The sequence below is a fragment of the Pantoea sp. Mb-10 genome, assembly GCF_021272205.1.
Classification (GTDB): Bacteria; Pseudomonadota; Gammaproteobacteria; order Enterobacterales; family Enterobacteriaceae; genus Pantoea.
Genome location: NZ_JAJSDX010000005.1, coordinates 65,424 through 80,365 on the forward strand (window position 1 = coordinate 65,424; position 14,942 = coordinate 80,365).

12 protein-coding genes are annotated in these 14,942 nt (G+C 57.5%); 10 read left to right on the forward strand and 2 right to left on the reverse strand.

Going from position 1 to position 14,942, the window contains the following annotated elements; genetic code table 11:
- The first annotated feature begins 4 nt into the window (after window positions 1-4).
- The 10 genes from cheA to LU196_RS11765 all read left to right on the forward strand — a co-directional run bounded on the left by cheA (window position 5) and on the right by LU196_RS11765 (window position 12,390).
- Complete coding sequence (gene cheA / locus LU196_RS11720; protein ID WP_232758233.1) at window positions 5-1,987, forward strand: chemotaxis protein CheA; 1,983 nt, start codon at window positions 5-7, stop codon at window positions 1,985-1,987.
- 23 nt (window positions 1,988-2,010) lie between these two features.
- Complete coding sequence (gene cheW / locus LU196_RS11725) at window positions 2,011-2,508, forward strand: chemotaxis protein CheW (RefSeq protein WP_232757646.1); 498 nt, start codon at window positions 2,011-2,013, stop codon at window positions 2,506-2,508.
- Window positions 2,509-2,800: 292 nt separating this feature from the next.
- Window positions 2,801-4,468 (forward strand): methyl-accepting chemotaxis protein, encoded by a 1,668-nt coding sequence (locus LU196_RS11730; RefSeq protein WP_232757645.1) that lies wholly within the window; start codon window positions 2,801-2,803, stop codon window positions 4,466-4,468.
- Window positions 4,469-4,644: 176 nt separating this feature from the next.
- Window positions 4,645-6,321, forward strand: coding sequence for a methyl-accepting chemotaxis protein (locus LU196_RS11735; protein ID WP_232757644.1), 1,677 nt, complete (start codon window positions 4,645-4,647; stop codon window positions 6,319-6,321).
- Window positions 6,322-6,411: 90 nt separating this feature from the next.
- The gene (cheR, locus tag LU196_RS11740) at window positions 6,412-7,287 is read left to right on the forward strand and encodes a protein-glutamate O-methyltransferase CheR (RefSeq protein WP_232757643.1); all 876 of its coding nucleotides are present in this window, start codon (window positions 6,412-6,414) and stop codon (window positions 7,285-7,287) included.
- A complete protein-coding gene (locus tag LU196_RS11745) occupies window positions 7,284-8,333 on the forward strand; it encodes a chemotaxis response regulator protein-glutamate methylesterase (RefSeq protein WP_232757642.1) in 1,050 nt (349 codons plus the stop codon). The genes cheR and LU196_RS11745 overlap by 4 nt, the downstream gene beginning before the upstream one ends.
- Before the next feature lie 39 nt (window positions 8,334-8,372).
- Window positions 8,373-8,762, forward strand: coding sequence for a chemotaxis response regulator CheY (gene cheY / locus LU196_RS11750; RefSeq protein WP_232757641.1), 390 nt, complete (start codon window positions 8,373-8,375; stop codon window positions 8,760-8,762).
- Between the two features lie 9 nt (window positions 8,763-8,771).
- Window positions 8,772-9,413: a protein phosphatase CheZ gene (gene cheZ, locus LU196_RS11755; RefSeq protein WP_232757640.1), complete on the forward strand. Its 642-nt coding sequence runs from the start codon at window positions 8,772-8,774 to the stop codon at window positions 9,411-9,413.
- A 409-nt stretch (window positions 9,414-9,822) separates the two neighbouring features.
- Window positions 9,823-11,256: a YchO/YchP family invasin gene (locus tag LU196_RS11760; RefSeq protein ID WP_370640992.1), complete on the forward strand. Its 1,434-nt coding sequence runs from the start codon at window positions 9,823-9,825 to the stop codon at window positions 11,254-11,256.
- Between the two features lie 81 nt (window positions 11,257-11,337).
- Window positions 11,338-12,390, forward strand: coding sequence for an AraC family transcriptional regulator (locus tag LU196_RS11765; protein WP_232757639.1), 1,053 nt, complete (start codon window positions 11,338-11,340; stop codon window positions 12,388-12,390).
- Here the strand turns inward: LU196_RS11765 and LU196_RS11770 are convergent.
- Window positions 12,296-13,354, reverse strand: coding sequence for an alpha/beta fold hydrolase (locus LU196_RS11770; protein ID WP_232757638.1), 1,059 nt, complete (start codon window positions 13,352-13,354; stop codon window positions 12,296-12,298). The genes LU196_RS11765 and LU196_RS11770 overlap by 95 nt on opposite strands.
- A 177-nt stretch (window positions 13,355-13,531) precedes the next feature.
- A complete protein-coding gene (locus LU196_RS11775; RefSeq protein WP_304622735.1) occupies window positions 13,532-14,623 on the reverse strand; it encodes a porin in 1,092 nt (363 codons plus the stop codon).
- Window positions 14,624-14,942 lie beyond the last annotated feature (319 nt).

The following is a 14,942-nucleotide window of genomic DNA, read 5'->3' on the forward strand; positions in this document are numbered from 1 at the left end:
GAGCATGGACATCAGCGATTTTTACCAAACGTTTTTTGATGAGGCCGACGAGCTGTTAGCGGATATGGAGCAGCACCTGTTGGGACTGGATCCCCAGGAACCAGATTCCGAGCAGTTAAACGCCATCTTCCGCGCCGCCCACTCCATCAAGGGCGGAGCCGGTACGTTTGGCTTTACCGTTTTACAGGAAACGACCCACATCCTGGAGAACATTTTGGATGGTGCACGCCGTGGCGAAATGCAGCTCAGCACCGACATCATCAACCTGTTTTTGGAAACCAAAGATATTATGCAGGAACAGCTCGATGCCTATAAAACCGCGCAGGAGCCGAATGCAGAAAGTTTTAATTACATCTGCGAAGCCCTGCGTCAGTTGGCGCTAGAAGCAAAAGGCCTGGCGCCGGTCGCTGCACCCGTAGCGGAAGTGATTGATATCGCGAGCGCGCCTGCGGCTGCGCCAAAAGGTTTGCACGTTCAGCTGGTCTCGCTAAAAGAGAAAGAGCCGGACTTGCTGTTAGAAGAGCTGGGCAACCTCGGTGCGCTCTCTAACGTGGTCAAAGGCGCAGACACGCTGGACGTCACGATTGAAGGCGTGGATAAAGACGATATCGTTGCGGTGCTGTGCTTTGTGATTGAAGAAGGGCAGATCCGCTTCCCGGAAGGGGAGACGCCTGCGCCTGCGGCGAACGCCGAGGTCGCGTCCGCGCCGATCGAAGCCGCAGCACCGGTAGCCACAGTCACGGAAATCGCCCCGGCGAAACGCGAAAGCAAACGCGCGGCGGCACCGGCAAAAACCAGCGAGTCCAGCAGTATTCGCGTGGCGGTAGAAAAAGTGGATCAGCTCATCAACCTCGTGGGTGAACTGGTGATCACGCAGTCAATGCTGGCACAGCGCTCCGGTGAACTGGATCCGGTGGCGCACGGCGACCTGCTGAACAGCATGGGACAGCTGGAGCGCAACGCGCGCGATCTGCAGGAATCGGTCATGTCGATCCGCATGATGCCAATGGAGTATGTGTTCAGCCGCTTCCCACGTCTGGTTCGTGACTTGGCCAGCAAGCTCGGTAAAGAAGTGGAACTGACGCTGCTGGGTAGCTCTACCGAACTGGATAAGAGCTTGATCGAACGCATCATCGATCCATTAACGCACCTGGTGCGTAACAGCCTTGACCACGGTATCGAGACCCCGGAAAAACGCCTCGCGGCGCACAAAACCGCTGTGGGCAACCTGACGCTCTCCGCAGAGCATCAGGGTGGCAACATCTGCATCGAAGTGATCGATGACGGTGCCGGCCTCAACCGCCAGCGTATTCTCGCTAAAGCGCTCTCGTCCGGCCTGCCGGTCAGCGACAGCATGAGCGACGAAGAAGTGGGCATGCTGATCTTCGCGCCGGGCTTCTCCACTGCCGAGCAGGTCACGGACGTTTCCGGCCGTGGCGTGGGCATGGATGTGGTGAAGCGAAACATTCAGGAGATGGGCGGGCACGTTGAGATCGCCTCGAAAGAGGGCAAAGGCACCACCATTCGCATTCTGCTGCCGCTGACGCTGGCGATCCTCGACGGCATGTCCGTGCGCGTGGCAGACGAAGTCTTTATCCTGCCGCTCAACGCGGTAATGGAATCACTGCAGCCGACCGCCGAAGAGCTGAAGCCGCTGGCCGGTGGCGAGCGCGTACTGGAAGTGCGTGGCGAATACCTGCCGCTGGTGGAGCTGTGGAATGTGTTCGATGTGCAGAACGCCAAAACCGATGCCACGCAGGGTATTGTCGTGATTCTGCAGAGCGCAGGGCGCCGCTATGCGCTGCTGGTTGACCAGCTGATTGGCCAGCACCAGGTTGTGGTGAAAAACCTTGAGAGCAACTATCGCAAAGTGCCGGGCATTTCTGCCGCCACCATTCTGGGCGATGGCAGCGTCGCGCTGATTGTGGACGTGTCCGCACTGCAATCGTTGAACCGTGAAAAGCGTGTGGCCGGTGCCGCAGCGTAATAGATAACCAAAGGGTAAAAAAAATGACTGACATGGCAACCGTGACCAAAATCGCTGGCGAAACCGTCGGCCAGGAATTCTTAGTGTTCACGCTCGGTGATGAAGAGTACGGCATCGATATTCTGAAAGTGCAGGAGATTCGCGGTTACGATCAGGTCACGCGCATCGCCAACACGCCTGAATTCATCAAAGGCGTAACTAACCTGCGCGGCGTGATCGTTCCCATCATCGATCTGCGCGTGAAGTTCTCGCAGCCGGACGTGGACTACAACGAAAACACCGTGGTGATTGTGCTGAATTTGGTACAGCGCGTCGTGGGTATCGTGGTAGATGGCGTGTCTGACGTGCTGTCGCTGACGCAGGATCAAATTCGCCCGGCCCCGGAATTCGCGGTGACCATGTCGACCGAATACCTCACCGGTCTGGGCGCGCTCGGCGAGCGTATGCTGATTCTGGTCGATATCGAGAAGCTGCTGAGCAGCGACGAGATGGCGCTGGTGGATACGCTGCGTAGCGCATAAGGGTTGAGCGAAAACGGGCTGCCCATGGGCAGCCCGTTTTTTTTTGTCTTTTTTATAAGCAGAGAAACATCGCTGCTCGCGGCGGCGTGCCCGCAGCTGCATGCCGTCCACTGTGTATTGTCAGGCTTTACGCTGCATTCCCGTTTACGCGTGAGTTTCGCTTTCTTTAGTTATTAAACACTAATTAATGCTTAATACTCAGCATGATATTTTGTAAAGAAGGCATAAATATCCTCAAACATTACGCAAAGCGGTCGATAACAGCGGGAGTGAAACCCTATCTGGAGAACCCATGTTAAAACGAATCAACGTCGTCACCAGCCTGCTGGCGGTACTGCTGATCTTTGGCGCTTTGCAGCTGCTGTCTGGCGGTCTGTTCTGGAATGCCCTGCAGAATGACAAAAATGCGTTTGCGGTCGCGCAAACCTCTACCAATAACGTGTCAGCACTCTCAGACGCGTGGATCGAGCTCAACCAGACCCGCACCGTGCTGAACCGCGCAATGCTGCGTATGCAGGGCAATGCGGCGGCGCAGGCCAACGGCGGACAGCTGGCGGCCCTGATTGCGCAAACCGAGAAGCAGCTGAGCGTGGCCGCTGGACACTATCAGCGCTACTACAACCTGCCTGCGACGCCCGGCATGCCGGCGGCGCTAACTGAGCGTCTGGAGAACGATTACAACGCGTTCAACGACGGCCTTAAAGCGATGCTGGAACGCCTGAAAGCCAACGATTTGCAGGGCATGTTTGCGCAGAACATCGAAACCAAACAGGTGAAGATGAAGGCCACTTATGCCGAGTGGCGTAGCGTGCAGAGCGATTTGGCGGCCGAGGGCGTGGCGCAAAACCAACGTGCCTTCACCAGCATGATGTGGCTATTAGGATCAGTAACGCTGGCGGTGGTCGCGGTGATCGTCGGCTGCTGGTTTGGCCTGCGCAGCGTACTGATTCAGCCGCTGCACCAGATGCTGGGTCACATTCGCCATATCGCCGCGGGCGATCTTACGCAGCCGATCCCGGTGGAAGGGCGCAATGAAATGAGCCAGCTGGCGTCCAGTTTGCACGAGATGCAGCAGGCGCTGGTGCGCACCGTGGGTAACGTGCGCGACGGATCGGACGCGATCTTCACTGGCGCCAGCGAAATCGCCGCGGGCAATAACGATCTTTCTGCCCGTACGGAAGAGCAGGCGGCGTCACTGGAGCAGACGGCAGCGAGCATGGAGCAGCTGACCGCGACCGTGAAGCAGAACGCCGAAAATGCGCGTCAGGCATCGCAGCTGGCACTTAACGCCTCTGACACCGCGCGCAAAGGCGGAGATGTGGTGGATGGCGTCGTGCGCACCATGCAGGATATTGCCGGCAGTTCGAAGAAAATTGCCGATATTATCAGCGTGATCGACGGCATTGCGTTCCAGACCAACATTCTGGCGCTGAACGCCGCGGTGGAAGCGGCGCGCGCTGGCGAGCAGGGCCGTGGTTTTGCCGTGGTGGCTGGCGAAGTGCGCAACCTGGCGCAGCGTAGCGCCCAGGCGGCAAAAGAGATCAAAGGACTGATCGAAGACTCGGTGAACCGCGTCAACAGCGGCTCACAGCTGGTGGGGACCGCCGGTGCCACCATGCAGGATATCGTCGGCGCCGTCACGCGCGTCACCGATATCATGGGGGAAATTGCCTCCGCCTCTGACGAGCAGAGCCGCGGCATTGACCAGGTGGGCCAGGCAGTAACGGAAATGGATCGCGTCACACAGCAGAACGCCTCGCTGGTTGAAGAGTCCGCTTCCGCAGCGGCGTCGCTGGAAGCGCAGGCAAGCCGTTTGAGCCAGGCGGTGGCGGTGTTCCGCATTCCGCGCGCCGCGCAAAGTCCGCTGGTGAGCCATCCGCAGATTGCACCGCAAACCGTGGCGCAGCCGCGCAAAGCGGTGACCGCAGCGGCAGGCGACAACAACTGGGAAACCTTCTAATCCCTTACGTCAGCGCCCACACGGGCACGCTCATCGGGGCCGTCTTGCTGACGGCCCCGTTTTTTTTGCTCGCAGCCCGCGTCCGACTTGCCCGCTGGTCCAACCCCTGCTACCGCACATAAAGTTCTTTTTGGTCACGCCGATAACGCTAGAGATCGCAAACCAATGAGGTGTTTATGTTTAGTCGTATTCGTGTCGTATCCGGACTGCTGTGCGTCCTGGCGCTCTTTGCCTTGCTGCAGCTCTTTTCCGGCGGAGTGTTTTTTACCACGGTGAAAGCCGATAAAGATAATTTTGCCTATAACCAGCGTCTGAGCACGCTACAGCGGGCAATGGGCACCTCTTGGGTATCGCTGGTTCAGGCACGTAACACGCTGAACCGCGCAGGCATCCGCTATTTGTTGGACAGTCAGCAGGCGGGTTCTGGCGCCACGATCACCGATCTGGTGGAGCTGGCGAATAAAGAGCTCAAAGTGGCTGACCAAGGCTTTGCCGAGTTTAACGCTAATCTGTCAGAAAAAGGCAAGTCGGCGGACAACGTGAAGACGCTGCAGGCCAACTACAACGCCTATCGTGGCGCGCTGGGTGAGCTGATTGGCTTCTTGAGCAGCGGCAACTTCAAGGGCTTTGTTGACCAGCCGACGCAATCTTTTCAGGATAAATTTGAAACCGATTACAACGCCTGGCTGAGCTACAACCAGGTGCTGGCACAGCAGGGTGTAGACGCCAATGAATCGGCCTATCAGCGCTCGATTGGGTTGGTCGTGGGTACGCTGCTGACCACGCTGCTGGTGATTGCGCTGGTGTGGACCGGGATGCGCACCGCGCTGATCCGTCCGCTGCGTCAGAGCATTGACCACATTCGTCACATCGCGCGCGGCGATCTCACCCAGCCGGTAAACGTGAATGTGCGTAACGAAATGGGCGAATTGCTCACCTCACTGCACGAGATGCAGCAGTCGCTGACGCAAACCGTGCGCATTGTGCGTGACGGTTCTGACGCCATTTATACCGGCGCCAGTGAAATTGCGCAGGGCAATAACGATCTCTCTTCCCGCACGGAACAGCAGGCCGCCTCGCTGGAGCAGACTGCAGCCAGCATGGAAGAGCTGACCGCGACCGTGAAGCTCAATGCAGAAAACGCCCGTCAGGCGTCGAAGCTGGCGCTGACCGCCTCGGAAACCGCGCAGCACGGCGGCAAAGTGGTGGATGGCGTGGTAAGCACCATGAAAGAGATCTCCGGCAGTTCGAAGAAAATTGCTGACATCATCAGCGTGATCGACGGCATCGCCTTCCAAACCAACATCCTGGCGCTGAACGCCGCGGTGGAAGCCGCGCGTGCGGGCGAGCAGGGGCGCGGCTTTGCCGTGGTCGCCGGTGAGGTACGCAGCCTGGCGCAGCGCAGTGCCCAGGCGGCGAAAGAGATCAAAGGGCTGATTGAGGACTCGGTGAGCCGTGTGAACACGGGTTCCGTGCTGGTTGAGAGCGCAGGCGAAACCATGACCAACATCGTTAACGCGGTGACGCGCGTCACCGACATCATGGGCGAAATCGCCTCTGCGTCCGACGAGCAGAGCCGCGGTATCGATCAGGTGGGCATTGCGGTGAACGAAATGGATCGCGTGACACAGCAGAACGCCGCGCTGGTCGAAGAGTCAGCTACGGCGGCCTCTTCGCTCGAAGATCAGGCCAGCCGACTGAAACAATCTGTTGCGGTGTTCAATATTGGTAAAGAATTCTCCGGCCAGGCCGTTAACGTAACTACAGCGCCAAAAATGTTGCGGCATCCGGTCAGTACCGCCGCGCAACCGTCAGCGCTACGTAACGCGGACAATAATTGGGAAACCTTTTAACCCTTCAGGCCGCCGCAGGGCGGCCTGACTGGCAGCATCGCAGTCGCCGCATTAACGCCATTACATAAAATTGTTGCCGGGTGACCCGAAATGAAGAAATCGACGGTATTGGATCAAAGTGAATCGACAACGCTGCTGTCACAAATGGTGCAGCGTCTGCCGCTTTCAGATACTCACTTTCGTCGTATCAGCCAGCTTATCTATCAGCGCGCCGGCATTGTGCTCGCCGACCACAAGCGGGAGATGGTGTACAACCGCCTGGTGCGCCGTTTACGCACGCTGAATATTGATGACTTTGGCCGCTATTTGGCCCTGCTGGAGCAGGATCAAAACAGCGCGGAGTGGCAGGCATTTATCAATGCGCTGACCACCAACCTGACCTCTTTTTTCCGCGAGGCGCACCATTTTCCGATTTTGGCGGAACATGCGCGCAAACGCAGCGGCAGCTACAGCGTGTGGAGCACCGCCGCGTCAACCGGTGAGGAGCCGTACTCCATCGCCATGACGTTGGCCGAGACGCTGGGTACGGGCCCCGGAAAATTCCAGGTACACGCCAGCGACATTGATACGCAGGTGCTGGAAAAAGCGGTGGCGGGTGTCTATCGCCACGAAGAGCTGCGCACGCTCTCGCAGCAGCAGCTTCAGCGCTTCTTTTTGCGCGGCACCGGTCCTCATGAAGGCATGGTGCGCGTGCGCAGCGAGCTGGCGGGAATGGTGAACTATTCCCAGCTGAACTTACTCAGTAATGACTGGGCATTACCCGGCCCGTTCGACGCGATATTTTGCCGTAACGTCATGATTTATTTTGATAAAGAGACGCAGGAGAAGATTCTGCGCCGCTTCGTACCCCTGCTAAAGCCAGGCGGTCTGTTGTTTGCCGGGCACTCGGAGAACTTCAGTCAGATCAGTAAAGAGTTCTGGCTGCGTGGACAGACGGTCTATGGATTGACTAAGGAAAGACGATGAGCAAGATCACCGTGATGTGCGTGGATGACTCCGCGCTGATGCGTCAGTTGATGACCGAGATCATCAACAGCCACCCCGACATGGAAATGGTGGCGACGGCGCCCGATCCGCTGGCGGCGCGGGATTTAATCAAACAGTACAACCCACAGGTGCTCACGCTGGATGTGGAAATGCCGCGCATGGATGGCCTTGATTTCCTCGAAAAATTGATGCGCTTGCGCCCGATGCCGGTGGTGATGGTCTCCTCACTGACCGGAAAAGGATCGGAAGTGACGCTGCGCGCGCTGGAGTTGGGTGCGGTGGATTTTGTCACCAAGCCGCAATTGGGCATCCGCGAAGGCATGCTGGCGTACAGCCAGATGATCGCCGATAAAATCCGCGCCGCCGCGCGCGCCAGATTGCACGTGCGCACCAATATGCCTGCGCCAGTGACGTTAAAAGCGGGCCCGCTGCTGAGCAGTGAAAAATTGATCGCCATCGGCTCTTCAACCGGTGGCACCGAAGCGATTCGCCACGTACTGCAGCCGCTGCCGGCCACCAGCCCAGCGCTGCTGATCACGCAGCATATGCCACCGGGCTTTACCCGGTCGTTTGCTGAGCGTCTTAATAAGCTGTGCCAGATCACCGTGAAAGAGGCGGAAGACGGCGAACGCATCCTGCCCGGCCATGCGTATATCGCACCGGGCGCGATGCACATGGAGCTGGGACGCAGTGGCGCAAACTACGTTGTAAAACTGAACGATGGTCCGCCAGTGAATCGGCACAAGCCGTCGGTAGACGTGCTGTTCCGCTCAGTGGCGGTGAATGCAGGTCGAAATGCAGTGGGCGTGATCCTCACCGGGATGGGCAATGACGGCGCCGCGGGCATGCTGGAAATGCATCGCGCGGGTGCCTGGACCATCGCGCAGGATGAAGCCAGCTGCGTCGTATTTGGTATGCCGCGCGAAGCAATTGCGATGGGCGGCGCCAGTGAAGTGGTCGATTTAGGTCAAATCAGCCAGCACATGCTGGCAAAAATTAGCGCCGGACAGGCATTGCGAATTTAACGGGCCGGTCCTGCCGGACAAGACAACACAGGAGTAGATATGGCTGACAAGAATATGCGCTTTTTGGTAGTAGACGACTTCAATACGATGCGTCGTATTGTGCGCAACCTACTGAAAGAGCTGGGTTTTAACAACGTAGAAGAAGCCGAAGACGGTGTTGACGCGCTGAGCAAACTGCGCGCAGGCGGGTTTGACTTCGTGGTATCCGACTGGAACATGCCCAACATGGACGGGCTGGAGCTGCTGCAAACCATCCGCGCCGACGCCACGCTCAACAAACTGCCGGTGCTGATGGTCACGGCGGAAGCGAAAAAAGAGAACATCATCGCTGCCGCCCAAGCCGGAGCCAGTGGCTACGTCGTTAAGCCGTTCACCGCCGCCACGCTTGAAGAGAAGCTGGGTAAAATTTTTGAAAAACTGGGTATGTAAGGAGATGTGATGAGCGACCTTCCGAAATCAACTGAAGAAGCCTCGGCACACGACATTATTTCCCGGATTGGCTCGCTGACGCGCATGTTGCGCGAAAGCCTGCGCGAACTGGGACTGGATCAGGCCATTGCAGAAGCGGCGGAAGCGATTCCGGATGCGCGCGATCGCCTGGACTATGTGGTGCAAATGACCGCGCAAGCCGCCGACCGCGCGCTGAACTGCGTTGAAGCGGCGCAGCCACATCAAGATCAAATGGAAGCTAACGCTAACCAGCTGAAAGGCCGCTGGGACGCGTGGTTTGAGAACCCGATTGAGTTGACGGATGCACGCGAGTTGGTTTCGGATACGCGCGCATTTCTCGGCGACGTGCCCACGCACACGGCATTCACCAACAAGCAGCTGCTTGAGATCATGATGGCGCAGGATTTCCAGGACCTTACCGGTCAGGTCATCAAGCGCATGATGGATGTGATCCAGGAGATCGAACGTCAGCTGCTGATGGTGTTGCTGGAAAACATGCCAGAAGTCAATGCCAGCCAGCGCAAAGATGCACACAGCCTGTTGAATGGCCCGCAGATCCATCCAGACGCACCGGGTGTGGTCTCAGGGCAGGATCAGGTTGACGATCTGCTCGATAGCTTAGGCTTCTGATCCCACGTCTGGCGTCCGCTTAAACCCGTACGCCTGCGGCATCGCAGTCCGGAGGAAACGTCGTTTTCCTCCGGCGCGGTGGCTTACTCCACCACGCCGCGCGCAGAATTATCCTTCCTGCTTGCTGGCCCTGCACATCCTTTGCTGATTACACCTTTCCACCGCGGTAACGCCTTTGCGTACGTCAGTAGGGCGCGCTTCACGGCTCAGCGTCGCGATTGACAGGTTTCCGTATTAAAACACGTCACATTGTCTGCCCTCCTGGCGCCATTTCATGGCCTGTAATCTGAATCCTTCCAGACTTGTCCTGCACCTTAGCCAGAATGTGTTAGGGTAAAGGAGTGAAATTTTGTGAGATACATCAAACTCTTCATCTCTGAAGATTCAACGGGAGTGATTATTTTCGGTCATGTTGCCTGTGTTTTATAGTCCAAAACGTTTCCCGCTGCTCATTGGCCTGATGCTGGCTGCCAGCGCGCCTGCGCGGGCCTTAGTGAGCGAGTCTTCCGTGCCGGACGCGCCGTTTGGCGATCCGAATCACTTTCAAACAATGGCTGCTGCGCTACCCGAACTGGGTTCGCAACAGGAGAGCGACGCGTTCAGTAAACGCATCGCCAGCGTGGCCAAAAGTATCGGCGAAGCCAGTCAACGTGGCGAGGGTGATAGCTCCATTGGCCATCAGGCGGGCATCTGGGCCTTTAATCATTTTCGCGATGAGGTTGCTGACCGGGTAGAAAACCAAGGGCAATCGCTGCTTTCTCCTTACGGTAATGCGCAAATTGATTTCAACGTGGACATGGACGGCAATTTTAACGGCAGCGGCGCCTCGCTGCTGACGCCTTGGGCCGACCGCTATCGCTCGCTGACCTTTAGCCAGGTGGGTTTTCACCAAACCGAGGACGGGCTGGTGGGCAATGCCGGTCTTGGACAGCGCTGGATGACCGGGAACTGGCTGCTGGGCTACAACGGATTTGTCGATCGTCAATTCAACAGCGGTTTGCAGCGGGCGTCGCTGGGTACCGAGGCATGGAGCGATTTCCTGCGCTTTTCGGCAAACTACTACACGCCGCTCTCTGGCTGGCAAAACCGCAATCCGTTCCAGCAGCAGCGTCTGGCGCGCGGGTATGACGTGACGACGCAGGGGTATTTGCCGTTCTATCGCCAACTCGGCATGTCCGTGAGCTGGGAGCAGTATCTCGGTAACAATGTTGATCTTTTTAACAGCGGTAATGCCTACCACAACCCCTCAGCGCTCACGTTGGGCATCTCGTATACACCGGTGCCGCTGGTGACTGTCTCCGCCAGCCACAAAGCCAGCAATGAGGGCGAAAGTCAGGATCAGCTCGGTTTACGCCTCAACTACCGCTTTGGCGTGCCGCTAAGCCAGCAGCTGAGCGCCAGCAACGTGGCGGAAGCACGTTCGCTGCGCGGCAGCCGCTACGACAGCGTCACGCGCAACTACACGCCGGTACGTGAGACGCGCGCGCGCAAAACATTGACCGTATTCCTGGCAACGCCGCCGTGGCAGCTTAACGGCGGCGAGAGCCTGCCGCTCAAGCTGCAAATTCGTCACGCCAGCCCGATCGCGCACGTTGAATGGCAGGGCGATACTCAAGCGCTGAGCCTGACGCCGGGTGCCAACCCCAACGATCCGCAAGGCTGGAGTATTATCGTGCCGCAGTGGGACAGCGCGGCGGACGCCAGCAACACGTATCATTTGGCGGTGACGCTGGAAGACAGCCGTGGCAACCGCGTAACCTCAAACACGATCACGCTGCAGGTGCAGGAGCCGTTTACTATCGACTCCGGGCCGGACAGCCGCTTTGATCTGCTGGCACCCTAGTAAAGCATCAGCGAAACACGCACTGCCGGCGTGAAGATAACGTAAGATACGGACTCTGTTGCAGGAAAGGATGCCACCGCTATGCCCACCATTCCGTTGCCGGCGTTGACCTTGTTGGCGCTCGCAATTCTCACGTTGACGTTGTGGACGCACGATCGCGTACGCTATCGCCGCGCACGCTTCTTCTTACTGGTTAGCCTGCTGCTGATGGCGCTCAATACGGCAGGCTGGATCTGGCCAAGTGTGCCGCTGACGCTGCTTCGGGTTGCACTGGCACTGCTGTTGCCGATGCTGGCATGGCACGGTTTCTGGCCGTCCAGCGCGCACCGCTTCTCACGGTTATCCCTGGCGCCCGTTGCGCTCGCAGTGGCGCTAGCCTGCGTTATCCCTGTCGCCATCGATCTCCTGCTGTTTGCGCTTTATACCGGGTACGGCGTGGCGCTGATCGCCGCCGGCCTGCGCGTCAGCGAAGGGGCAGGCTTAAGGCGCATTCGCGCACTGCCCGGAACGGCGAAGGTGGCGCTGGCGGTCGGGGGTTTTCTGCTGCTTTCGGCCCTAAGCGATCTCACGGTAGCGCTGGCGTTTCACTGGCATCAAGGCGCACGCGTGGTGCCGATGATTGCCGCGCTGCAAACCCTGTTGCTGCCGTTTCTGACGCTCGCCATCATGCGGGTGGCACGCCGCCAGCCCGTCTCAGCTGACGAATCGGGCTCGTTGGCATCTGTGCCCGCCGCGACAGCGTCGTCCCCCGCGCAAGTGGCACTTTGCCAGCAGCTGGATAGCCAGATGCTGGCGCAGACGCTGTTTCTGGATTCAGCGCTCACGCTCGCGCGACTGGCGCGCAAAACGGGCATCACGACGCGGCATCTTTCCGCGGCGGTCAATGCTGTGCACCACTGCAATGTGTCGCAGTGGATCAACGGTTATCGCGTGCGTCACGCCTGCGCGCTTTTGCACACGGATAGCGCTTCAGTCACAGAGGTGATGCTGGCTTCTGGCTTTATCACCAAGTCCAATTTCAATCGCGAATTTCTGCGCATCACCGGGCAGACGCCGAGTGCTTTTCGCCAGCAGCGGGCGCCAGCGCCGCCGTCAGAAAGGGCAGGATGCGCGCCAGCGCGGCCTGATGAATAACCGCTCGACCGCGCGCATCGCCATCATGACAAATCATCCCGTCGCCGGGTGAGGCGCGTTCAATGATGGCCGCACCCTCCGGTTTACAGCGCTGCATAAAACTAAAGTGGTTGGCACCGCCCACGCGATAAACCTGCACCCGAGAGGGGGGAAGATGGGCTGCCAAAAAGCCGGATTCCAGCGATGCGGGCAGATCGGGCGCATCTTTTTCCGCCGCCAGTAACAGCACGGGTAACGCCATTTGTGACAGTGTCACTTTTGTAAAACCCCGCGTCACGCCAGCATCCAGTGTCACTACCGCACGAATACGCCCATCGCGAAAGTTCGCCGCGAGCAACGGCGCGTTTTCGGGTGACGTGATGCCGAGCTTTTCCGCCAGTTTGCAGTCGGAGAAGGCGCGATGCTGGTGGCAATCCGCTAAAAATGCCGGTGCTGAAAAACGGGCACCGGCCAGCGCCATGACCGTCCAGCCGCCAAGAGAGTGTCCCATCGCGGCGATACGCGTGGCATCGATGCGTCCCGCCAGTGCGGGCTGCTGCAATAGGGCGTCGAGCAAGCGCGAGATATCCTCGGGGCGATGCCACAGCGCGCGTGCAGCCGCGGGATCACGGTTTTCGCTGCTGGTGCCGGGATGATCCGGCGCGGCGACGCTGTACCCCTGTGCCACCAGCGCGACGGCGAGCCAGTTCAGATTACGCCAGCTGCCGCCGTAGCCATGGGACAACAGCACCAGCGGATGGATGCCAGCCTCAGGCTCGGCATTGCGTATCACTGACTCACCATAAAAGGCGGCGTTTTCGCCTGTGGCTTGTGGCGGTCCGCTTGCCCGCGTGGGATACCAAAGCGTGATGGGAAGAGGACGTGAGCTTTGTGCATCCAGGGTAAGCTGTCGAAATCCGACGCTGGCATACCCGGGAAGCGCGAGGATAAAGATGAACAGCGTGGTCATGATAAAGCGGTACATAGCGATCTCCACAGTTAATGAGCGGGAGATCGTGACGCTTCTGGCCGGGAATGGCGTCCTCGATCGCGATTAAGTACCTGCAACAGAAGGTGTTTTTCTCAGCAATAAAAAAGGGCAGCTTACGCTGCCCTTGCGGCACAGGGTTGACACTGCCCCTGTGCAATGAGGGTAAAACGCTTAGAACTGGTACACCAGGCCCACGGCGGTCACATCATCCGTTGCCAGACCCAGCGGGTTGTTGTCTTTCAGCAGGTTGATTTTATATTCCGCGTACGCCGACATATTTTTGTTGAAGTAGTAGGTGGCACCCACGGCAACGTATTTAAACAGATAGGTGTCGCCTACGTTTTCCAGATCCTTGGCCTTTGAAGAGACATAGCCCAGTGAAGGACGCAAGCCGTTGAGGAACTGATATTGTGCCACGGCTTCAAAGTTGACCGCTTTGTTAGCAAAGCCAGCGTTGGTGTTGCGCACCGGGGTAGCATTCAGCGTTTCGCCATAAATCGTCGCCAGATAGATCTGATTGGCGTCATATTTCAGACCGGTTGCCCAGCTTTGCGCTTTGTCGCCTTTGCCGAACGTGGCGCTGTTCTGCGCGGTCACGCGATCGAGGCTGGCATAGGCACCCACCAGGCTCAAACCAAAATCGAAGTCGTAAGAGGTGGAGAGGGCGTAGCCGTCGCCGTTGGAGCGGCGTACAGATAGGTTACTGCCGCTGGTGTCGCTGCGCTCATTTTTGCCTTCATACTGCGCGGCAACGTTCCAGCCTTTAACCAGGCCAAAGAAATCTTTGTTGCGCCAGGTCAGCACGCCCGCCGAGCGGCCTGACAGGAACGCATCCGTGTAACCGGAGTCGCCACCGAAGAATGGCAGCATATCGGTATAGCCCAGCGCATCATAAACCAGACCGTAGTTGCGGCCGTAGTCTACGGATCCAAACTGACCAAATTTCAGACCGGCAAAGCCCAAACGGGTACGGTTACCCGACTGCGCATCGCTGCCTTCTGAGTTGCGCAGGCTGTACTGGTACTGCCATTGACCATAGCCGGTAAGCTGGTCATTGATTTTCGTTTCACCTTTAAAACCAAGACGCGCATAAGAGCTGGTATCGCCATCGTTATTGCTGTCATTGGAGAACAGATGGGAAACGTTAATTTTTCCGGTCAGATCCAGTTTGTTGCCATCTTTGTTATAGATTTCGGCCGCGTGAGCCGAAGGCATAGCCAGCAGTAAGGGCATCACTGCTGCCAGTAACGTGCGCTTCATCATTTATTGTTTACCCTGTGATATTTTTTAATTGTATCCCCGTTGCGGGGTTGAAAGAAAATGACATAAAAGGTTCAAAATCAAAAGTGCAATATATGTAACAATATATTTCAGTTTAACGATGTGTGCGAATTTTGTGCTTGCTAGTGTTTATTACCCATTAGCAATCGCATTTACTTATCACAATTTTCGGGAATTAACGTATTTAATATTTAATTATCTTATTGTTTTTAATCGAATTATATTCATTTGCAGTAAAAGCGATTTTAATGAATTCATTTAAGTGAAATAACCCCGTCCTATGCGTTCTTGTGCTTAAGAA

Bases quoted from the DNA above. Each gene is read 5' to 3' on its own strand.
- cheA (WP_232758233.1), top strand. From the start codon at position 5: ATGGACATCAGCGATTTTTACCAAACGTTTTTTGATGAGGCCGACGAG.
- cheW (WP_232757646.1), top strand. From the start codon at position 2,011: ATGACTGACATGGCAACCGTGACCAAAATCGCTGGCGAAACCGTCGGC.
- LU196_RS11730 (WP_232757645.1), top strand. From the start codon at position 2,801: ATGTTAAAACGAATCAACGTCGTCACCAGCCTGCTGGCGGTACTGCTG.
- LU196_RS11735 (WP_232757644.1), top strand. From the start codon at position 4,645: ATGTTTAGTCGTATTCGTGTCGTATCCGGACTGCTGTGCGTCCTGGCG.
- cheR (WP_232757643.1), top strand. From the start codon at position 6,412: ATGAAGAAATCGACGGTATTGGATCAAAGTGAATCGACAACGCTGCTG.
- LU196_RS11745 (WP_232757642.1), top strand. From the start codon at position 7,284: ATGAGCAAGATCACCGTGATGTGCGTGGATGACTCCGCGCTGATGCGT.
- cheY (WP_232757641.1), top strand. From the start codon at position 8,373: ATGGCTGACAAGAATATGCGCTTTTTGGTAGTAGACGACTTCAATACG.
- cheZ (WP_232757640.1), top strand. From the start codon at position 8,772: ATGAGCGACCTTCCGAAATCAACTGAAGAAGCCTCGGCACACGACATT.
- LU196_RS11760 (WP_370640992.1), top strand. From the start codon at position 9,823: ATGTTGCCTGTGTTTTATAGTCCAAAACGTTTCCCGCTGCTCATTGGC.
- LU196_RS11765 (WP_232757639.1), top strand. From the start codon at position 11,338: ATGCCCACCATTCCGTTGCCGGCGTTGACCTTGTTGGCGCTCGCAATT.
- LU196_RS11770 (WP_232757638.1), bottom strand. From the start codon at position 13,354: ATGTACCGCTTTATCATGACCACGCTGTTCATCTTTATCCTCGCGCTT.
- LU196_RS11775 (WP_304622735.1), bottom strand. From the start codon at position 14,623: ATGATGAAGCGCACGTTACTGGCAGCAGTGATGCCCTTACTGCTGGCT.